Consider the following 20707-nt stretch of genomic DNA (forward strand, 5'->3'; position numbering starts at 1 on the left):
AACCATTCAACCCCAGCTGCAGCGCAGCCCCTTCCAACTGCTCCGATGATTACAAGCACCGCCTGTCCTGTGACCTGAGTTCTCGATTCGGTTTGGTATTACCTTGTATAGTTAGAAGAAAGAATAACAGGCAGAGAAACAGTTGAATGGCAAAGGATAAGCCGAAAATCAGCTTATTATTATCGGGAGGCGGTGCTCGGGCGGCCTACCAGGTCGGAGTGCTGAAAGCGATTTCCGAGTGGTATCCACGCGTCCACCACAGTCCGTTTACGATTTACTGCGGCACCTCGGCCGGTGCAATTAACGTGACAGCCATTGCCAGCTACGCTTCCTGTTTTCGTCTTGGCGTCAAAAAGTTAGAGTGGATCTGGGCTCGCCTACACAGCCGTCGGATATTCAGAGCCAGTACTCTAGGTATGACCGGGCACCTGATGAATCAGTGGTTCGCCCGCCTTCAGGCTGAACACCATGACAGGCCACCTTTCGGACTGCTGGATAACCGCCCGCTGCGCCAGTTACTCAATCAGGTCAACAACTACGAGCGACTGGAAAAACAGATCTTGGCTGGTAACCTTCACGGTATTTCCGTTACGGTTTCCAGCTATAAAAGTGGCCAGTCCGTCAGCTTCTTCCAAGGCCAGCAAGCACTAACCGACTGGGACCGGGCAAAATCCAAAGGCCGCCGCTCCCTGATCACCACCGAACACCTGCTGGCATCAGCCGCTATCCCGTTAGTATTCCCGGCCACCCGGATAGGACAGTCGTACTACGGCGACGGTTCAATCCACCAGCTGGCACCACTGCGCCCATCACTGAAAATGGGGGCCGATAAAATTTTAATCATCGATCTTATCAACCAGAAACTCGATGAAAAGGACTATACCAAAGCCCCTGGTCTTGCTACCTTAGGTGGTCACCTGATGGATACCATTTTCAGTGATACCCTGACCGCCGATCTCGAACACCTGTCGCGCACCAATGCCCTTCTTCATGCCCTGCCAACCAAACAACAAAAAAAACTGGGGATGAAAATCGTTGAGCATGTTCACCTATCCCCCAGCCAATCCTTCGAACCACTGGCACGCAAATACTATTGCCATATGCCACCTATGACTCGGACACTCATGCGGCTAATCGGCATCAGCCCGAGAGATGATGCTGCTATAACCAGCTATATCCTGTTTGAGCCAGCATATATTCATGCTCTAATTGAGTTGGGTTATCAAGATGCGCTGGAAAAAGAAGCGATCCTTCGCAACTTTCTAAAATAAAATCAGTAAATTATTTACAAAAAAATGCACTAAGTGTTGAAATGGCTAAATAATTGCCTATAGTTAATGCCCTTGTAATTTTTTGTCATCGATATGGATCAATCTCTCTGGAATAATATTTTCGCAGAAAATAACAAACCAAGGGCTAAACCTCTTGGGGCTGATCAGCGCTTGTTATTCCTGCAAAAGTTCCAGGGAAAACTCGACCTCGGATTATTATTTGAAATCTTCGCCCGTGAAGTGGAGAAACAAATCGATATCATCCGCCTGGTTTGGGATCTGGAAGAAACCTCTACTCTGATTCGTCGCGGCAAGGCCACTGATTATCGTCAGGCCTTTATTCTTCGCCTGGGTGAAAACGACCTTGGCAAACTCCAGTACTCGACGCCTTATCCGCTGGATAAAGACGAAATCAACCTGCTCCATACCTATCACCGCCTGTTTGCTGGCCCTTTGATGAATGCCATCGAGTACCGTCGGGTGAAAAACATGGCCCTGCGCGATTACCTGTCGGGTCTTGGCAACCGCAATAGTTTCGAACAAGATTTGCAGCAGGCAGTTGCCCTCAGTGAACGTCGTAATGTCGGCTTGGCTCTGCTGATGTTCGACCTAGATAATTTCAAGCAGGTAAATGACCGCTTCGGTCACCTCGACGGTGACAAGGTGATCCGCCGTTTTTCGTCCATCCTCAAGCAATCAGTCCGTACATCAGACCGTTGTTACCGCATCGGTGGCGACGAATTTGCGATTCTGCTTCAGCCGGCCACTGATGAGTCAGCCATTCATGTTGCAAAGCGTGTTCAACTGCTGATGAGCGAAGATCAGACTCTGCGAACTCTGCAAATAGGCTCCTCATGTGGTGTTTCCCAATACCATAAGGGCGATACCCCGACCGTGCTTATCGACCGTGCCGATCGCATGCTCTACCGCCACAAGCGTAAAAAATAACCATTCTTACCTAATCCCCTTGCTGAAATATATTCATCTGCCGAACCTCTGGTATAGTAGTTATTTTCGTTCACTCCCTATGTGCACATACACTGTGTCTATAGGGAGTTAACGAATTAAAAGGAAGACCGATGAAAGTCTACGAATGTTGTGAACTAATCCGCATGACTTATGCCCAGATTGGCGGTGGCGAGCAAGGTTATATTCCCAATGCTATCCACTGTGTCGTTAAAACTCTGAACGATATTGCGGCTAATGACGCACTGCCTCAGGACGTCCGTGAGAATGCCGCTTTTGCCGCAGCCAACCTGCTAATGAGTGATCACGAGGATTGATAATGGATTTGAAAAGCTTTGAAACCATGGATCCGGTAATGCTGATGAGCATTGTCAATATGAAGATCCGTGATGACTTCGGCGACCTGGACGGTCTGGTCAAGTACTTTGATATCGATAAGGAAAAGCTGGTTGCCCGTCTGGCTGAAGCCGGTTTTGATTATCTGCCGGAAGCAAAGCAATTCCGCTAAAGTTCACTTTTATGACGCAGCTATCTTTTCCCCCTGATAGCTGCACCAAACAAAAAACGGAAGCTCAAGCTTCCGTTTTTTATTCTCTGATACGTGATTCAGCGTTTATTTCACCATCAAACTAGCCTTTAAAAACAGGCAGTAAATTCAACATTGCCAGTAGATGGAAAGCGGCTGTCAGTACCCCGAATGCAATCACCATATAAATCGTCGCATTTCCCCCAGGAACCACAAACCCATCTTGTTCCGGTACTCGTTGACGTAATGTTTTTGCCAACGTAGCAGGAATAATACAAGTCCAAATAGTAGCTGCAGCACCAGCTAAACCAATCGCAGCAACAAAACCAAACGGTGCCACTAACGAGAACACCAATGGCGGAATAAACGTCACACCCCAGGTTTTTAGTCGCCCTTGCTTGGTATCAGCAAAACCAAATAAGTCAGCCAAGTAATCGAACACACCCAATCCAACACCGATGAAGGATGACACAATCGCAGCAATAGAAAAGACATGCAGGGCTTGTTTAATACTGTTTGAATCAATAGCTGAGGTCAGTGCCGACATCAAAGCATCCACACCACCACCAGCAGTCACAACAGGACCAAACTCCTCACGCGGCAAATTGCCAAAAATACAGATCACCCAGCCCAGATAAAATGTAAGAGCAATCAGAGTACCGCAAAGAATTGCTTTTTTGGCACGGTGCTCATCCTGATAGTAATCACGCATGGTACTCACCGAATGGTGGTAACCAAATGATGTTAACGCGACCGGCAACAGGGCTAACGCATAGGCTGAATAAGAAGTTTCACCTTCAGCTTGTGCAAACAAGACCGGCACACTGATATTCGAAGCCAGTCCTGAAATGCCCAACACAAAACTGATGATCATAAAGAGGATCAACACAATGGAAATACGATCCACAGCCCGGGTAGAGTGCAAAACAAAGGCCGAGCAGAATGCAACAAACAGAACTGAAGCCAACTCACGTGTAACACCCAGCATTTCACTGAAAATCATGCCTGATGTTGAAATATACGCATAAAGCAGAATGCCGCCCACAAAATACAGCGACAAGTTATTGATAAAATTAACCTTGTTGCTTAATACGTCTTTGGCGACAGTATTGAACGAAGCTTTAAGCTCATAATGCTTAAGTGCTTCTAACAGTAACCAGCCTGAAAGCGTCATCATGATCATAGTGAAAGAAATGGCGATCACACTCCATAACGTCCACGCACCCGCACCTGCACTTGGCAACCCAAGCATGCCTGCCCCAACACAAACACTGGCGATAATACACGCCCCCCCAAGTGTGGATGGTTTACTCATAATGACTCCTAGACAACGTTAATGTATCAGCGTGCTAGTACAATAATACCTACCGTTTTTTTAATCAACCTCAGAATCACCAACTGGACGAAATATAATCAACCAAACGAAATTTCTGCATAAGAACTATCACTAGCACAAATTTCTGGACAGACAAAAAAGCCGCCGACGGCATTTACCATCGGCGGCTTACTCAGCTTTTATCTGATCTGAAATAACGTCAGATAAAACGAATTATTTCATTTGTGAAAAATAGGCAGAAACATTGGCGATATCATTATCATTGAGCATTGCAGCCTGAGGCTGCATCATCATCGCCATAGCCCCAGTACGCTCTTTATTTTTATATGCCTTCAAAGAATTTACCAAATACTGTTCATTCTGGCCTTTCAGATTCGGGTATCCCGGGATCACGGCAATACCATCTGCACCATGACAAGCAGAACAAACTGCGGCTTTCGCTTTGCCTGCTGCGGCATCACCGGCAGCCATTGAAGGCGCTGACATCACTGTAGCTAACACTGCGAGTGCAAGAACTTTCTTCATTGTGTCCTCTTATAATTCTGATTTATTCCATATCTCTGCCAGACTCAGATGCGAGCAAAACCTGAGCAAATATCAGAGACATAAGAATTGTGCATGCTTTGACTTATCATTGCACATCAGATGTATCATTGTGCCACTCCAGGTCACAATCCCGGCCGTGAAACGCCTCGACAACAAACAGCCCGGCAACCGCAGCCAATTCTTCTCCATAATAAATCAAGGGGGTACGGCGACGATTCCAGCTCGGCACCCCATATTCCTGAAACAGCTTCTTGATCTTACGCTTACCGCTGCGACCGAATGGTTTCACTTCCAGGCCTTCTGGTTCAAAACGCACAGTCACAACCTCTCCCGGCTTCGGCTTTCGCAACTGCCCCTGGCCGATTTGCTTCAATGTCAGCACACCGAGATCCTGTGGTAAACAACACGGCTGATCCAGCTGACACTCCTGTTGCCAGTGACGAATATCCGGCCACTGCTTTATCAGGTATAAGCGTTGCTGGTAACGGCGAACCTGCACCTGATTCCAGCACAGCTGAGGATTGGCATCCGGCTTAGCATTAACCACTGAATGCCAGATCTGTTCCAGCTGAGCCTGAGAAGGCATCAACACACCACAGCGCCCCAGCCAGTGACGAATTAACTGCTTACCGATCCGCTCCGAGCCCAGCTGCGAAATGATCAGACTCTTATCGTGATGCATTGCCTGATCCAGCTTCTCACTCAGCAATTCCTCTAACAGGGCATCCTGCTCACCACATAATGACGCACTGCGGGCGACCGCCTTTCGAATCCCCGGCCAGCGCGCGATCAGCTGCGGTGCAACTTCGTGACGGAGGAAGTTACGGTCGTAACGGGTATCCTGATTGCTTTCATCTTCGACCCAGTCGAGCTGACATGCGCGACCATATTCTTCAATTTGCAGCCGAGTAACACCAAGCAATGGCCGTAGGTGGTAACCACCAGCAAAAGACGTACATTCCGCCATCGCTGCCAACCCGGCCGGGCCACTGCCGCGTTTAAGCGCCAACAGAACTGTTTCCAGCTGATCATCAGCATGCTGGGCAGTCAGCAGAATATCCTGCGGATGGAAATGTTTTTTTAATGCTTTATAACGCTCATCGCGCGCCAGTTGTTCAACACTGCGGCGGTTAGTCAGTTCAAGGTTAACCCGCTCTACAACACAATCAATTCCTTCAGCTTGTGCCCAGTCCAGGCAATGCTGACTCCAGCAGTCAGCATTGTTGCTGAGGCCATGATGCACATGAACCGCCAGACAACGATGCTGTGGATGCTGACGTAAAAACTGCCCCATCAGGTGCAGCAATACCCGGGAGTCCAACCCGCCACTGAATGCCAGGACAAAACGCCGGGGATTATCACAATATGTTTCAAGGCCGGAAGCAAAACGGGAGTAAAGCATCGAAGGTAAACTCATTACAAATTGGACTAACTGGCGGGCAGTATATCACTTCATGCACATAAACATTGGCAAGCTCAAACGCTCCAATAAAAAACGGGCCAACCTAAGTTGACCCGTTCTGTTAAATTCAGTTTCTGTGCTTTGCTGTAATTAGCAGTAACCGTAGCTCAGCAGGCGCTGGTAACGACGCTCAAGCAGCGCTTCAGTATCCAGAGCTTCAAGCTCATCAAGCGTTGCCAGCAGTTGCTTCTTCAGCGAATCAGAAATCGCAAGCACGTTTCGGTGCGCACCGCCCAAAGGCTCTTCGATGATATTGTCGATCAACTCAAGCTCTTTCAGGCGCTGAGCAGTCATGCCCATCGCTTCTGCTGCCTGAGGCGCTTTATCTGAATCACGCCACAGGATAGACGCACAACCTTCCGGTGAAATCACAGAGTACGTTGAGTACTGCAGCATGTTAACACAGTCACCCACACCGATAGCCAGAGCACCGCCAGAGCCACCTTCACCAACAACGTTACAGATAACAGGCACTGTCAGACCTGCCATTTCTTTCAGGTTAGTTGCAATCGCTTCTGACTGGCCGCGCTCTTCCGCACCAACACCCGGGTATGCACCAGCTGTGTCGATGAAAGTGATGATAGGCATCTTGAAACGCTCAGCCATTTTCATCAGGCGCAGCGCCTTACGGTAACCTTCCGGCTTTGGCATACCGAAATTACGCAATACTTTCTCTTTGGTTTCACGACCTTTCTGGTGACCGATCACCATTACCGGACGACCGTCCAGACGAGCGATACCGCCAACCAATGCCTTGTCATCAGCAAATGCACGATCACCTGCCAGCTCATCAAACTCTGTGAAAATGTGCTCAACATAATCAAGGGTGTACGGACGCTGTGGATGACGGGCTAACTGAGCAACCTGCCAAGCACCAAGATCACCGAAGATTTTCTTGGTCAGCTCAAGGCTCTTCTTTTCCAGCTGTTCAATTTCTTTTTCGAGGTCAACCGACTGTGACTCATCATGGCGCGAAACATCACGCAACGCTTCGATTTTGGCTTCTAGTTCCGCAATCGGCTGTTCAAACTCAAGGAAGTTCAGGCTCATACCACTTCAATCCTTTTGCACACAATCATTATTCTGCTTAATAACTATGGGCTAATTTAATTAAACTCAAGCTCAACTTGCTTTTCACCCAGCAAAATTTTGAGATCAGAGATTAACTGATCCGCCGGGGTAACACGCCATTCCGTCCCTAGGGTCAACTTGGCGCGCGCATTCGAGCGCTGATAATACACATTGACAGGCACTGTACCTGCGCGGTGCGGCTCCAGCACCTTGCTGAAGCGTTCAAAAAACTGTTCATCAATTTGCCTCTCTGTCAGAGAGATGGCAAGTCCTCGCAGATGCTTTTCTCGTGCATCTGAGATATCAAGCACTTCACGGGCGGACATTTTAAGACCACCGTTGAAATCATCAAAGCTGACCTGTCCGGAAACAACCAGAATTCTATCTTTTTCAATCAGATCCAGATAGCGATCCAGAGCATCCGAGTACAACATGACTTCCATTCGACCTGAGCGATCGTCCAGGGTCAATAACCCGATCCGCGTTCCCCGCTTGGTAGTCATTACCCTAGCGGCAATAACCAGACCAGCCACAGTAACAACTTTGTCTCGCCCCGTCGGATGAGCATCTTTCAGGCGCCAGGTTGTATAGTGTTTCAGCTCAGACACATAAACATTGATCGGGTGACCGGTCAGGTACAGACCCAAGGTGTCACGTTCACCTTCCAACCAAACTTTTTCAGGCCACTCAGGAATATTGGCATATGCATGTTCCACTTCTTCCGGCGCGGCAGTAAGTACGCCGAACATATCGGTCTGACCGAACGCTTCCGCCTGATGGTGCTGGCTCGCCGCTCGGATAGCATCATCTAACGATGCCATCATCGCAGCACGGTTAGGACCCAGACGGTCCAAAGCACCAGACTTGATCAATTTCTCCAGTACCCGCTTGTTCACCTTCTTGGTATCAATACGGGCACAGAAGTCAAACAAGTCTTTAAAGTGACCACCTTTCTCGCGGGCTTCGATGATATTTTCAATCGGGCCTTCACCGACACCTTTTACCGCGCCGATACCATAAACAATCGCACCTTTATCATCGACATTGAAACGATACAGGCCTTTGTTTACATCCGGCGGCAACAGTTTCAGCTTCATCCGGTGACATTCATCCACCAGACCGACGATCTTATCGGTGTTATCCATATCGGCGGTCATTACCGCTGCCATGAATTCGGCTGGATAGTGTGCCTTCAGCCACAGGGTCTGATAAGAAACCAGTGCGTAAGCAGCGGAGTGGGATTTGTTGAAGCCGTAACCTGCGAATTTCTCCACCAGGTCAAAGATCCTCATTGCCAGCTCGCCGTCAACGCCGTTCTTGATCGCCCCGTCTTCGAATATGGCACGCTGCTTGGCCATTTCTTCTGGCTTTTTCTTACCCATCGCACGGCGAAGCAAGTCCGCTCCACCCAAAGTATAGCCAGCTAATACCTGGGCGATCTGCATAACCTGTTCCTGGTACAGGATAATGCCGTAGGTCGGGTCAAGAATTTCTTTCAGCGATTCGTGCTGCCACTTTTCATCCGGATAGGATACCGCTTCACGACCATGCTTACGGTCGATGAAGTTATCTACCATGCCCGACTGCAACGGACCCGGACGGAACAGGGCCACTAGTGCGATCATATCTTCGAAGCAGTCTGGTTGCAGACGCTTGATCAAATCTTTCATGCCGCGGGATTCGAGCTGGAATACCGCCGTCGATTCTGAACGCTGCAACATCGCGAACGACTTGGTATCAGCCATCGGGATCGCCGCAATGTTTACCGGGTCTTTACCTTCCTTCTCCAGCCGCGGGTTAATCATTCCCAGCGCCCAGTCAATAATGGTCAGGGTACGCAGACCCAGGAAGTCGAACTTAACCAGACCCGCAGTTTCCACGTCGTTCTTATCGAACTGGGTAACTGGGTGATGACCTTCGGCATCGCAGTACAACGGCGAAAAATCAGTAATTGTGGTCGGGGAAATAACCACACCACCGGCGTGCTTACCGGCATTACGGGTTACCCCTTCCAGTACCCGACACATATCAATCAGGTCTTTGACTTCCTCGTCGGAGTCATAGGTTTGCTGTAACTGCGGCTCAGCATCAAAGGCTTTCGCCAGTGTCATGCCCGGCTCAGCCGGTACCAGCTTGGAAATACGATCGACAAAACCATACGGATGCCCCAGTACCCGGCCTACATCGCGGATAACCGCCTTAGCAGCCATAGTACCGAAGGTGATGATCTGAGATACCGCATCCCGGCCATACATTTCCGCGACGTGGTCAATAACCTGATCTCGTTTATCCATACAGAAATCGACATCGAAATCGGGCATGGATACACGTTCTGGGTTCAGGAATCGTTCGAACAGCAAGTCGAATTCCAGCGGGTCCAGGTCGGTGATATCCAGCGCGTAGGCCACCAAGGAACCAGCACCGGAACCTCGTCCCGGCCCTACCGGCACCCCGTTATCTTTCGACCACTGGATGAACTCCATTACGATCAGGAAGTAACCCGGGAAACCCATCTGGTTGATTACGTCCAGCTCAATCTGCAGACGTTCATCATACTCAGGGCGGCGTTGCTTACGCTCCTCCTCATCAGGGAACAGGAATGCCAGACGACGCTCCAACCCTTCCTGAGACTTAACCACCAGGAAGTCTTCGGTGCTCAGATCTCCGGTCGGGAAGTTCGGCAGGAAGTATTCGCCCAGACGAACTGTCACATTACAACGCTTGGCAATCTCGACACTGTTTTCCAGCGCTTCAGGAATGTCCGAGAACAACTCACACATTTCTTCTTCACTGCGCAGATACTGCTGATCACTGTAAAGCTTTGGACGGTTCGGATCGGCCAGCGTATAACCATCATGGATAGCCACCCGGATCTCATGGGCATCAAACTGATCCGGGGTCAGGAAGCAAACATCATTGGTTGCAACTACAGGCAACTCCGCCTGCTCGGCAAGCTCAATGGCAAAATGCAGGTAAGCTTCCTCATCGGCACGACCGGTACGAACCAGTTCAAGGTAGTAACTATCCGGGAAATGAGTCTTGTAGAACTCAACACAGCTGTTAACCATGCCCTGGTTGCCTTTCAGCAATGCCTTACCAACATCGCCGCTCTTACCACCAGACAGCAGGATCAAACCCTGCTTATGGTTTACCAGCCATTCTTTATCAATAACCGGCATATGCTGAACATGACCACGCTGGTAGGCCTCGGAGATCAGCAACGTCAGGTTCTTATAACCATCGTTATCAGCTGCCAGGATCGTCAGATCAAACAGCTCTTCGCCCATTTCCTCCGACTGAACCTTAAAGTCAGCACCAATGATCGGCTTCATCCCCGCCCCGTGGGCAGCGAAATAGAATTTCACCAGACCACACAGGTTGGTGAAATCTGTCAGTGCCATTGCTGGCATTCCCATACCGGCGACTTTTTTGACCAACGGCGGGACTTTGGACAGACCGTCCACCATAGAGAAATCACTATGGACACGAAGATGAATAAAACGAGGTTCAGCCATGACTAACCAGTTATGATGTGTTCTTGATACGAAGGGACGATTATAGCCCAAAGGCTGATAATCATCACGGTAAGTGACTTAATCATCAGTACTCTGATGATTAAGTCAACGAATTACGGCTCGACTGTAAATTCCATTAGTCCAGGCCAAGAATACGCCTTACCGGCTTGAAGCTTTTACGGTGCTGTTCAATCGCGCCGTGCTGCTCCAGAGCCTCAAAATGCGCTTTGGTCGGGTAACCTTTGTGCTTGGCGAAACCGTACTGCGGATACTGAACATCCAACTCTTCCATTTCACGGTCGCGGGTTACTTTCGCGAGGATCGAAGCCGCACTGATTTCAGCAACACGTAAATCGCCTTTCACTACCGACTGAGCAGCCATTGGCAATTCCGGCACCTTATTTCCATCTACCAGCACATAATCTGGCTGCACGGATAAACCCGCCACAGCGCGCTGCATCGCAACCATTGTTGCCTGCAGGATGTTGAGCTGATCTATTTCTTCCGGCTCACAACGGCCCAAGGACCACGCCAGCGCCTTCTCTTTGATTTCATCAAACAAGACGTTGCGCTTTTTCTCACTCAGCTTTTTTGAATCTGTCAGTCCTTCAATCGGGTTGTTCGGATCCAAAATTACCGCAGCGGTTACCACAGCACCGACTAACGGGCCACGGCCGACTTCATCCACACCGGCAATCAATTCAGCCTGCGGGTACTCAAACGGTTCAAAATCAGTTGTTGCCATTATTTTTATCTATCAGTTTCAGGACAGCTGCCGCCGCCTGTCTGTCTGCATCACACTTGATCAGTTGGTGCAAACGGGAAAATTCTGTCATCAGTTCGCTGTTGTCCGCCGTCAGGAAGCGATCGACTTCTGCGCACAACTTCTCTGGCACACAGTCGTCCTGAAGCAACTCAGGAACTAACTCACTATCGGCAAGGATGTTAGCCAACGAAACATATTTGGTTTTCAGCATCCGTTTCGCCAACCAGGCCGTCAACGGTTTTACTTTATATCCGACGACCATCGGACGCTTAACCAGCATACACTCCAGAGCCACCGTACCGGATGCCAAGAGCACCGCATCAGAGGCAATCATCGCATTGCGGGCAGTGTCATCCACCAGTACAAAATCAAGCTCAGGAGCCGTTTCCTGCCAAGCCAGCTCGAACTGCTGACGGCGCTTCTGGTTAACCAGCGTGACCACAAAACCCAAATCAGGGTGTTTCTGTTTCAACAGCTTACAGGTTTTGATGAAAGGCGGAGCCAGCATCTCCATCTCGCTGCCGCGACTGCCCGGCAATACCGCCAGCCAGCGTTTGTCATTGTCGAGATTGAGCAGCTCTCGGGCCGCCTGCTTATCGGTCTCCAGCGGAATCGCATCAGCCATGGTATGGCCGACAAACTCACAAGGGACATTGAACTTGTCGTAAAACGCTTTTTCAAACGGCAGAAAAGCCAGCACCAGGTTCGTCGCGGCTTCGATTTTGAAGATCCGCTTCTGACGCCAGGCCCATACAGACGGACTGACATAGTGAACCGTTTTGATCCCGCGTTTTTTCAGATCCAGCTCAAGTCGCAGGTTAAAATCCGGCGCATCAATGCCGACAAATACATCTGGCGGGTTCTCGGAAAAATACTTAACCAGCTCGGCTTTTACCTTGAACAGGCGTGGCAAGCGACCCAGTACTTCGACGATCCCCATCACTGCCAGCTCTTCCATATCGAAAAGTGTCTGACAGCCAGCTTCTTGCATTCGCGGGCCGGCAATACCGACAAACTCCGCATCCGGGTACTGTTCCCTGACCGCCTTCATAAAGCCGGCACCTAAAATATCGCCGGAGATTTCCCCGGCGACAATTCCTATTCGAAGTGGCTTCGTCATATTAGCGAATAATTCCGCGCGTTGATTTTTCGAAAAACTCAACGAACAGCTCCAGAGACTTATGCTCTTTCGCCATTTCTTCAATTTCCGGCTTCACTTCAGCCAGTGTCTTACCTGAACGGTACAGTGACTTATAAACAGAACGAATCGCTTTGATCTCTGCTTTTTCAAAACCACGACGCTTCAGGCCTTCAACATTAATACCGAATGGCTGACAGTGGTTACCCTGAGCCATCACATATGGAGGAACGTCCTGAACCACAATAGAGCCGCCACCCAGCATACTGTGGTCACCCACAGTACAGAACTGGTGAATAGCCGACATGCCACCCACAATCGCGAAGTTGCCCACAGTTACGTGGCCAGCCAGAGTTGCATTGTTCGCAAAGATACAGCGGTCGCCAATCACACAGTCGTGTGCCACGTGGGCGTTGATCATGAACAGGTTATCACTACCAACTTTAGTGAGGCCATTGTCCTGAACCGTACCGCGGTGCATGGTTACACTCTCACGGATAGTATTACGATCACCGATTTCCAGGCGAGTAGGCTCACCGGCGAATTTCAGGTCCTGACACTCTTCACCGATTGAAGCGAACTGGAAGATTCGGTTCTCACGGCCAATCGTTGTCGGGCCTTTAATTACCACGTGCGACATGATCTCGGTATCTTCACCGATTTCCACGTCAGCACCGATATAAGTAAACGGGCCAACTTTTACGTTCGCGCCAATGATTGCACCCTCTTCAACTACTGCTGACGGGTGGATTTGTGCCGTTTCGTGAATCATTAAAACTCTCGTCTTGCGCATTTTAGCTCAGCAGAGCAAACCACTTCGCCGTCGACTTTCGCTACGCCATTGAACATAGCAATACCACGGCGCTCTTTTAGAAATTCCACTTCAATGATCATCTGATCACCCGGGCCTACCGGCTTACGGAATTTCGCGTTATCGATACTAGCGAAGTAATACAGTTCATTTTCAGCCGGTGCACCGAAGGTCTTAAATGCCAGCAGACCTGTCGCCTGTGCCATCGCTTCCAGGATCATTACACCAGGGAAAACCGGTAGTTTCGGGAAGTGGCCGGTGAACTGAGGCTCGTTGACTGACACATTTTTAATCGCAGTCAGTGTTTTGCCTTCTTCGTAATGAGTAACACGGTCAATCATCAAAAAAGGGTAACGATGAGGCAGAAGCTCTTGAATTTCCGTGATATTCATCGTTTTAGTTTCGCTAGTCAAAACTCTATTCCTGTATCAATTAAATTTAAAAAATACGGTACAACTATAACGCAAAACGGCCTACACAGTGTGCAGGCCTACTCATTATGCAAACTGGTCCGGCACTATTCGCCTTTTTCCGCCAGTTTCTTTTCAACGGACTTAAGACGTTTGTTCATCTCGTCAATCTTCATGACTCGTGCCGCCGTCTTGCGCCATTCTCTGTTTGGCTGGAGCGGGATACCGGAAGAGAACATACCTTTCTCTTCAATACTGCGCATCACCATGCCCATACCAGTAATGGTTACACCATCTGCAATCTCAATGTGGCCATTAAGAACTGACGCACCACCGATAATACAGTACTTACCGATTTTTGTGCTGCCAGCAACAATGGTACCACCCGCCATCGCAGTACCATATCCGATCTGCACGTTGTGGGCGATTTGCATCTGGTTATCGATGATCACATTGTCTTCGATAATTGTGTCATCCAGGGCACCTCGGTCAATCGTAGTACATGCACCAATTTCCACACGGTTACCGATACGAACCGTACCCAGCTGAGGGATTTTAATCCACTCGCCTTTGTCATTGGCATAACCAAAACCATCGGCACCAATAACTGTGCTTGATTGCACCAGGCACTTCTCGCCAAGAACAACACTGTGGTAAATGGTCACATTGGCCCACAGTTTGGTTCCTGCACCGATTTCAGCATTCTTGCCAATAAAACAACCGGCACCAATCTGAACATTATCACCGATGCGGGCACCCGCTTCGATTACAGCATTATGGCCAATCGATACGTTCTCACCCAGCACAGCCGTTGGATCAACGTATGCTGATGAGGCAATTTCCGCTGCTGACGCCGGAGTCATATCCAGCAGCTGAGCCACTAATGCATAGCAAAGATACGGATCTTTAACTACCAGTGCATTACCCTGGAAATGCTCGACATCCCCTTCTCGTAGCATTACAGCCGAAGCCTTGCAGTCAGCAAGCAACTTGCGGTATTTGCTATCAGAAAGAAACGTAATCTGTCCTTCACCAGCCTTGCTCATATTGGCAAGAGAATGAACTTCAACAGAGCCTTCACCACGAAGCTCTGCACCCAGTTTGTCTGCTAGTTCAGCAAGAGTAATTCCAGCCATTATTAACCTTAATCGTTTGTATTTATTCAGCTGTTTACACCGGATTATAAAGCAAAACGAAAGTGCGGACCCGGATTACCGTTATCACGCACTTTCGATAAAGCTTCAGCCAACTCGGCTACACTGATTATTGCAGTTTATTTTACTGCAGAGATCACCTTGGTAGACAAGTCATCTTTAGGGCTGGCGAAAAGAACGGCATTAGCATCAACAATGATGTCGTAACCTTCTTTTTTCGCCACATCCTGAATCGCTTTACGGATTTTCTGTACCAGCTTCTGCTCTTCTTCAGCACCGCGACGACGCTGATCTTCCTGAAGGGCTTTCGCTTTCAGCTTGTAGTTAGATTCAAGTGATGCCATCTCACGTTTGATCTGAGTGCGTTCGCTAGCGCTCATCAGCTCACCATCACGCTTAACTTTGTCTACTTTAGCTTTGATTTTGCCTTCAATTCCACGCAGCTCGTCAATACGGTCTTTGAACTCACCACGTAGTTTCTCAGCCACATTATAACGTTTTGCAAGCTGAGCCATAGCCTGACCAGTTGATACATAGCCGATTTTTTGGGCAGCGTCAGCAGCCTGGGCGTACATAGAAGATGAAAGAATCACCAGGCTTAAACTTGCCGCCTTAATCCACTGTTTCAAAAGGGTATCTCCTTAAATAATTAGAATGTTCGTCCAATTGTGAAGGTAAAGAACTCTTCATCATCACCATCGTATTTCTTGATCGGACGGGCAATCGAGAATACTAGCGGCCCCATTGGCGACATCCACTGTAACGCGGCACCATATGACGCTCGAATCAATGACGGATCGGAATAATCATCTGAGAAGGTATCATTTATATAGCGACCGACTTCGTCAGGATTAAACTCTGTATCCCATACTGTACCCGCATCAACAAATAAACTGGTGCGGATCTGGTTACGAACTTCATCTGAAGCAAACGGTGTAGGAACAATTAGCTCCATACTAGCCAGTGCCACGGCGTTACCACCTGCTGCATCATCTGTACCGACAGCACAGTTATTGTTACCACCACCACCGATACCGCCAGACGGACAACCACTGACGTAAATCGCTTTCGGACCTACAGTATTGGAGCGGAAGCCACGCAAGGTAGAGAAACCACCAGCATAGAAGTTCTCATAGAAAGGTAGCAAATGATCACTACCGTTATCAGTTGTACCGTAACCGTTGCCGTATCCCAACCGGCCTCGCAGCAACAGGCTGAAGTCATGGCCTTCGTTCAACGGGAAGTACTGACGGACATCGTATTGCATCTTAAAGTACTGAGCATCCGAACCCGGTATCGTCATACGGAAAGACGCGCGCTGATGGTTACCCGCCGTAGGGAAGTAACCCCGGTTAAGGTTATTCCGGGTCCAAGATATCGACCAATCGAAATCATCAAGCTCAATGACATTATCGCCCCGATCAAAACCGTGAATCTCCTTAAACTTCTCAATCTGGAAATATTCCTGAGTATTCGAGATCTTGTTGTGATCGTAGCCGAGACCAAATTCAAAAAAGTTCAGCTCATCAAACGGGAAACCCCAGGTTAGGCTGGTACCGTAACTCTGGTTGGTATAGTCAGAGATGTTGGCATCGGATGCTTCGAACTCATTGTAGTAAATCTTACCGCCTAGGCTGATACCATCGAGGGTAAAGTACGGGTCACGATAATCCAGACTGATATTTTTCTGGTAATCGTTCATCATTGCATTGATGCCGAAACGGTTACCAGTACCGAGGAAATTGTCCTGCTGGATACCAGCCTGGAAACTGATCCCGGATTCAGTACCGTAACCAACACCAAAGTTGATACTACCTGCATTGGCTTCTTTAACGTTGTACTTGATATCCACCTGATCATCAGAGCCAGGGACGCGAACGGTCTGGACATCAACAGTTTCAAAGAAACCGGTACGGCTCAGACGTTCTTTACCACGCTCAACCGATTTCGAGTTCAACCAGCTGCCTTCCATCTGACGCATTTCACGGCGCAGCACCTCATCTTTAGTCGAGGTGTTACCTGAGAAAGAAATGTTGCGAACATAAACACGCTTGCCCGGATCGACATTAACAACCAGCGATACCTGCTGGTTATCTTCATCGAAGTCAGGAATGGTTGTGACCTGCGGGTAGGCATACCCCATTTCACCCAGTTTGCGCTTAACCGCCTCTTCAAGTGCCGTTACTTTGGCGCCATTGTAGGTCTCGCCGGCTTCAATCGTCACCAGTGCATTCAGCTCTGCTGCTTTACCGACCAAATCACCGCGGAAGCTGACACCCTGTACACTGTACTGCTCACCTTCATTGATTTTCAGGGTGATATACACACCTTTTTTATCCGGTGAAATCGAAACCTGAGTCGCTTCCAGCTTGTACTTCAGGTAGCCATTATTGAGGTAATGAGAACGCAAGGTTTCCAAGTCCCCGGCCAGTACCTGCTTCTGATATTTTTCATTAGCCAGAAAGTTCCACCACGGCACTTCGGCCTGCAGGTTAAACTTATCCTGCAGATCGTCATCAGCAAACACTTCATTGCCAACAAAGTTAATTTGTTGGATCTTGGCGGAAACCCCTTCAGTAAACACAAACTTCAGGTCAGCACGGTTACGCGGCAGTGGCGTTACAACCGCTTTTACTGTCGCATTGTATTTCCCTACACTGTAGTAAAAGTCCTCAAGACCTTTTTCTATCTTACTTAAGGTTGTGCGGTCGAGTGCTTCACCGACACTGATACGAGAGGCATCAAGGTTCTCTTTCAGCTGCTCTTCCTTGATAGCTTTGTTGCCAGAAAAGGTAATACTTGCGATCGTCGGACGCTCAAGAACCTTAATCAACAACGCATTTCCATCACGGAATACTTTAATATCTTCAAAATTACCGGAATCAAACAGAGCCTGAATCATCTCCGAGATATCACGCTCATCAACGTTGTCCCCCACCCGGACGGGCATCTTCAATAATGCCGCACCTAAGGTGACGCGTTGCAGGCCCTCGAAACGAATATCATTAACTACAAATTGTTCCGCGCTTTGCGCAACACTACTACCAAGTAAAAGTGATGCGACCAACAGTTTTTTCATCGCCATTACTGTTCTGATTATTCCTTGCTAAAAACGCACTTATTATTAAAGGCGGGTAAAATCATTGAATAGCGCTATGGCCATTAATACAACCAAAATGGCTGATCCCACTCTGTAGCCTATATCCTGAACTCGTTCAGAAACAGGACGGCGTGTTACCGCTTCAATAGCGAAAAACAATAAATGTCCCCCGTCTAATATCGGTAGCGGTAACAGATTAACTATTCCTAAGTTGACACTAATCAGCGCCAGGAAGCCAAGGAAATACACCATGCCGTAATCAGCGGTCATTCCGGCCCCTTTAGCTATCGAAATCGGTCCGCTCAGGTTTTTTATTGCGACATCACCTGTAACCAGTTTAGTAACCATATCGAAGGTCAGGGTCACCAGTTGCCAGGTTTTATCTGCCGCTTTTACAACAGCCTCAAACGGGCCATACTGCTGCACAATACGGTACGATTCCGGCCAAGGTTCAACCTTCGGAGCAAAACCGGCATAACCGATTACTTCGCCATCCCCTAAGGACTTAGCATTCGGCGTCAATGTTAATGCAACACGCTCGCTGTCACGCAGTACTTCTATCACCAGAGCTTGTAACGGGTGAGAGCGAACAGCATCTACAACCTGTTGCCAGTCAGTTATTGAAGTCCCATCAATAGAGATAATTTCATCATTTAACTGTAAACCAGCAGTAATAGCCGCACCATTATCAACAAGTTGTGATATCACCAAAGTAATTGGCGGTGAATAAGGTGTGATACCAAGAGTAGTTAGTACCCGCTCTTTTTCCGGGTCAAAAGACCACAATGTAAGATCCAGTGTGCGTCGAACTTCGTATTCAGTTCCCGGCGCCACCGCCGTCAACACCATTTGCTCATCACCAATATGGGAAATCATTGCCATATTGACAGATTCCCAATCTGCGGTTTTGATTCCTGAAATGGACTTTAGTTCCATTCCATCACTTAAACCTGCTTGGGCAGCAATAGAATGCGGAGCAACCTCACCAATTACCGGACGAACAGCTGGCACACCTATCAGATAGACGACCCAATAAGCAAAAATAGCAAAAAGGAAATTAGCAAGGGGCCCGGCAGCAACAATGGCACTACGCTGCCAGAGCGCTTTATTATTAAAAGCCTGATGTCTTTTCTCAGCAGGCACGGCTTCAATACGCTCGTCGAGCATTTTGACGTAGCCGCCCAACGGGATCATCGCAAGAGTGTATTCAGTTCCGCCCTTACCGACCTTACGCCAAAGTGGCTTACCGAAACCTATTGAAAAACGCTCAACAAATACGCCACAGCGACGTGCCACCCAAAAGTGGCCATATTCATGAACAGCAATCAAAATTCCCAGCGCAAGTAAAAAAGCACCCAGGTTCCACAAAATTCCCATCATACGGATACCTTACGAATCGCTTCGCGAGCCAAAATACGGGCCATTCTATCCAGCTCAATAACGCATTCCAAGTCAGTGGGTTCGGTCATTTGCGCGACCTCTAGAACTTGGCGGTTAATGGTTGCAATCTCAGTAAACCGAATTCGGTTAGCCAAAAATGCAGCAACAGCTTCTTCATTAGCGGCATTAAGCGCTGTCGTGGCTGCCTGACCGCTATAACAAGCCTCCATTGCCAATTTCAGGCAAGGGTAACGATTAAAATCAGGCTTAAGGAAGGTGAACTCACCAACTTGACTGAAATCCAAAGGTGCCACACCAGCATCCACCCTTTCAGGATAGGACATGGCACAAGCAATTGGCGTGCGCATATCCGGCAACCCCATCTGCGCCAACACTGAGCCGTCTTTATACTGCACCATAGAATGAATAACTGACTGCGGATGAATAATTACATCCATCTGCTCACGGGAAGCATTAAACAGCCAGCGAGCTTCAATATATTCCAACCCCTTGTTCATCATGGTTGCCGAGTCGACTGAAATTTTCGGCCCCATAGACCAGTTCGGGTGAGCAATTGCCATCTCAGGCGTCACCGCCTCCAACTCGGCAACATCGGTATAGCGGAACGGACCACCGGAGCCGGTCAGCAAAATCTTACTAACACCGAATTTATCTAAGTCACAGTGTCCCATCGCCCGTTGAACGTCTGCCGGCAGACTCTGGAAAATCGCATTATGCTCACTATCAACCGGCAGCAATTCCGCACCATACTCACGACAAGCATCAATAAACATCTGCCCGGACATCACCAGGGCTTCTTTATTTGCCAACAAAATTCGTTTGCCGGCCTTAACAGCAGCCATCGTCGGCAGCAAGCCAGCTGCGCCGACTATCGCCGCCATAACAGTGTCGACTTCACCCAGTGCCGCTACTTGGCACAGGCCTGCATCACCGGCCAGAACTTGAGTCGGGATATTATGCTGTTTCAGTAATACGACCAGCTCAGAAGCCGCAGATTCCGAGGCCATTGCAGCAAACTTCGGTTGCCACTGCTGGCATAGCTCAAACATCTTCTGGCAATTAGACCCGGCAGCCAGCGCAACAACTTCAAACAGATGCGGGTTTTGTGCCGCGACAGCGAGCGTACTACTACCGATAGAGCCCGTAGCACCAAGAATCGTTAACTTACGCATAAAATCACTTTTATTCAGCTATGAAAAGCAGCCAATAACGGCTGCTCAATCAAACAACTAAT

The 20707-nt window shown here is 48.7% G+C and carries 18 protein-coding genes; 4 read left to right on the forward strand and 14 right to left on the reverse strand.

Annotated elements, in window-relative coordinates; genetic code table 11:
* The first annotated feature begins 146 nt into the window (after nt 1-146).
* The 4 genes from C942_RS21430 (at nt 147) to C942_RS21445 (ending at nt 2745) form a co-directional block, all read left to right on the forward strand.
* Entirely contained in the window at nt 147-1271 is a 1125-nt protein-coding gene (locus C942_RS21430; protein ID WP_007470248.1) for a patatin-like phospholipase family protein, read from the forward strand.
* Between the two features lie 93 nt (nt 1272-1364).
* Nucleotides 1365-2219, forward strand: a complete 855-nt coding sequence (locus tag C942_RS21435; protein ID WP_007470250.1) for a GGDEF domain-containing protein — start codon at nt 1365-1367, stop codon at nt 2217-2219.
* A 131-nt stretch (nt 2220-2350) separates the two neighbouring features.
* On the forward strand, nt 2351-2554 hold the full coding sequence (locus C942_RS21440) for a YaeP family protein (protein WP_007470253.1): 204 nt from the start codon (nt 2351-2353) through the stop codon (nt 2552-2554).
* Nucleotides 2555-2556: 2 nt separating this feature from the next.
* Nucleotides 2557-2745 (forward strand): DUF4250 domain-containing protein, encoded by a 189-nt coding sequence (locus C942_RS21445; protein ID WP_007470256.1) that lies wholly within the window; start codon nt 2557-2559, stop codon nt 2743-2745.
* Between the two features lie 121 nt (nt 2746-2866).
* Here C942_RS21445 and C942_RS21450 read toward each other — a convergent pair whose 3' ends face one another.
* The 14 genes from C942_RS21450 to ispC form a co-directional block, all read right to left on the reverse strand.
* Complete coding sequence (locus C942_RS21450; RefSeq protein ID WP_007470259.1) at nt 2867-4078, reverse strand: aromatic amino acid transporter; 1212 nt, start codon at nt 4076-4078, stop codon at nt 2867-2869.
* A gap of 234 nt (nt 4079-4312) precedes the next feature.
* Complete coding sequence (locus C942_RS21455; RefSeq protein WP_007470261.1) at nt 4313-4624, reverse strand: c-type cytochrome; 312 nt, start codon at nt 4622-4624, stop codon at nt 4313-4315.
* A 106-nt stretch (nt 4625-4730) separates the two neighbouring features.
* Nucleotides 4731-6047, reverse strand: a complete 1317-nt coding sequence (gene tilS, locus C942_RS21460; RefSeq protein WP_007470264.1) for a tRNA lysidine(34) synthetase TilS — start codon at nt 6045-6047, stop codon at nt 4731-4733.
* A 150-nt stretch (nt 6048-6197) separates the two neighbouring features.
* Nucleotides 6198-7157, reverse strand: a complete 960-nt coding sequence (gene accA / locus C942_RS21465) for an acetyl-CoA carboxylase carboxyl transferase subunit alpha (protein WP_007470266.1) — start codon at nt 7155-7157, stop codon at nt 6198-6200.
* A gap of 56 nt (nt 7158-7213) precedes the next feature.
* Nucleotides 7214-10693, reverse strand: a complete 3480-nt coding sequence (dnaE, locus tag C942_RS21470; protein WP_007470269.1) for a DNA polymerase III subunit alpha — start codon at nt 10691-10693, stop codon at nt 7214-7216.
* 136 nt (nt 10694-10829) lie between these two features.
* Nucleotides 10830-11438, reverse strand: coding sequence for a ribonuclease HII (gene rnhB, locus C942_RS21475; RefSeq protein WP_007470271.1), 609 nt, complete (start codon nt 11436-11438; stop codon nt 10830-10832).
* Nucleotides 11425-12579, reverse strand: a complete 1155-nt coding sequence (gene lpxB, locus C942_RS21480) for a lipid-A-disaccharide synthase (RefSeq protein ID WP_007470273.1) — start codon at nt 12577-12579, stop codon at nt 11425-11427. The genes rnhB and lpxB overlap by 14 nt, the downstream gene beginning before the upstream one ends.
* Nucleotide 12580: 1 nt before the next feature.
* Complete coding sequence (gene lpxA / locus C942_RS21485; protein ID WP_007470275.1) at nt 12581-13369, reverse strand: acyl-ACP--UDP-N-acetylglucosamine O-acyltransferase; 789 nt, start codon at nt 13367-13369, stop codon at nt 12581-12583.
* Nucleotides 13369-13821 carry a 3-hydroxyacyl-ACP dehydratase FabZ gene (gene fabZ, locus C942_RS21490; RefSeq protein ID WP_036801424.1) on the reverse strand — a complete coding sequence of 151 codons (453 nt, stop codon included), beginning with the start codon at nt 13819-13821 and terminating at the stop codon, nt 13369-13371. The genes lpxA and fabZ overlap by 1 nt, the downstream gene beginning before the upstream one ends.
* Nucleotides 13822-13925: 104 nt before the next feature.
* Nucleotides 13926-14954, reverse strand: a complete 1029-nt coding sequence (gene lpxD / locus C942_RS21495) for a UDP-3-O-(3-hydroxymyristoyl)glucosamine N-acyltransferase (protein WP_007470279.1) — start codon at nt 14952-14954, stop codon at nt 13926-13928.
* Nucleotides 14955-15091: 137 nt separating this feature from the next.
* Nucleotides 15092-15601 carry an OmpH family outer membrane protein gene (locus C942_RS21500; RefSeq protein ID WP_007470282.1) on the reverse strand — a complete coding sequence of 170 codons (510 nt, stop codon included), beginning with the start codon at nt 15599-15601 and terminating at the stop codon, nt 15092-15094.
* Between the two features lie 20 nt (nt 15602-15621).
* Nucleotides 15622-18057, reverse strand: coding sequence for an outer membrane protein assembly factor BamA (bamA, locus tag C942_RS21505; protein ID WP_007470284.1), 2436 nt, complete (start codon nt 18055-18057; stop codon nt 15622-15624).
* A gap of 39 nt (nt 18058-18096) precedes the next feature.
* Nucleotides 18097-19452 carry a sigma E protease regulator RseP gene (gene rseP / locus C942_RS21510; RefSeq protein ID WP_007470285.1) on the reverse strand — a complete coding sequence of 452 codons (1356 nt, stop codon included), beginning with the start codon at nt 19450-19452 and terminating at the stop codon, nt 18097-18099.
* Nucleotides 19449-20645 carry a 1-deoxy-D-xylulose-5-phosphate reductoisomerase gene (ispC, locus tag C942_RS21515; RefSeq protein WP_007470288.1) on the reverse strand — a complete coding sequence of 399 codons (1197 nt, stop codon included), beginning with the start codon at nt 20643-20645 and terminating at the stop codon, nt 19449-19451. The genes rseP and ispC overlap by 4 nt, the downstream gene beginning before the upstream one ends.
* Nucleotides 20646-20707: the final 62 nt, after the last annotated feature.

This window comes from Photobacterium marinum (assembly GCF_000331515.1).
Taxonomy (GTDB): domain Bacteria; phylum Pseudomonadota; class Gammaproteobacteria; order Enterobacterales; family Vibrionaceae; genus Photobacterium; species Photobacterium marinum.

Bases quoted from the DNA above. Each gene is read 5' to 3' on its own strand.
- lpxA (WP_007470275.1), bottom strand. From the start codon at position 13,369: ATGATTCACGAAACGGCACAAATCCACCCGTCAGCAGTAGTTGAAGAG.
- C942_RS21440 (WP_007470253.1), top strand. From the start codon at position 2,351: ATGAAAGTCTACGAATGTTGTGAACTAATCCGCATGACTTATGCCCAG.
- C942_RS21435 (WP_007470250.1), top strand. From the start codon at position 1,365: ATGGATCAATCTCTCTGGAATAATATTTTCGCAGAAAATAACAAACCA.
- C942_RS21445 (WP_007470256.1), top strand. From the start codon at position 2,557: ATGGATTTGAAAAGCTTTGAAACCATGGATCCGGTAATGCTGATGAGC.
- tilS (WP_007470264.1), bottom strand. From the start codon at position 6,047: ATGCTTTACTCCCGTTTTGCTTCCGGCCTTGAAACATATTGTGATAAT.
- rnhB (WP_007470271.1), bottom strand. From the start codon at position 11,438: ATGGCAACAACTGATTTTGAACCGTTTGAGTACCCGCAGGCTGAATTG.
- ispC (WP_007470288.1), bottom strand. From the start codon at position 20,645: ATGCGTAAGTTAACGATTCTTGGTGCTACGGGCTCTATCGGTAGTAGT.
- bamA (WP_007470284.1), bottom strand. From the start codon at position 18,057: ATGGCGATGAAAAAACTGTTGGTCGCATCACTTTTACTTGGTAGTAGT.
- C942_RS21430 (WP_007470248.1), top strand. From the start codon at position 147: ATGGCAAAGGATAAGCCGAAAATCAGCTTATTATTATCGGGAGGCGGT.
- dnaE (WP_007470269.1), bottom strand. From the start codon at position 10,693: ATGGCTGAACCTCGTTTTATTCATCTTCGTGTCCATAGTGATTTCTCT.
- C942_RS21450 (WP_007470259.1), bottom strand. From the start codon at position 4,078: ATGAGTAAACCATCCACACTTGGGGGGGCGTGTATTATCGCCAGTGTT.
- lpxD (WP_007470279.1), bottom strand. From the start codon at position 14,954: ATGGCTGGAATTACTCTTGCTGAACTAGCAGACAAACTGGGTGCAGAG.
- accA (WP_007470266.1), bottom strand. From the start codon at position 7,157: ATGAGCCTGAACTTCCTTGAGTTTGAACAGCCGATTGCGGAACTAGAA.
- lpxB (WP_007470273.1), bottom strand. From the start codon at position 12,579: ATGACGAAGCCACTTCGAATAGGAATTGTCGCCGGGGAAATCTCCGGC.
- rseP (WP_007470285.1), bottom strand. From the start codon at position 19,452: ATGATGGGAATTTTGTGGAACCTGGGTGCTTTTTTACTTGCGCTGGGA.
- C942_RS21455 (WP_007470261.1), bottom strand. From the start codon at position 4,624: ATGAAGAAAGTTCTTGCACTCGCAGTGTTAGCTACAGTGATGTCAGCG.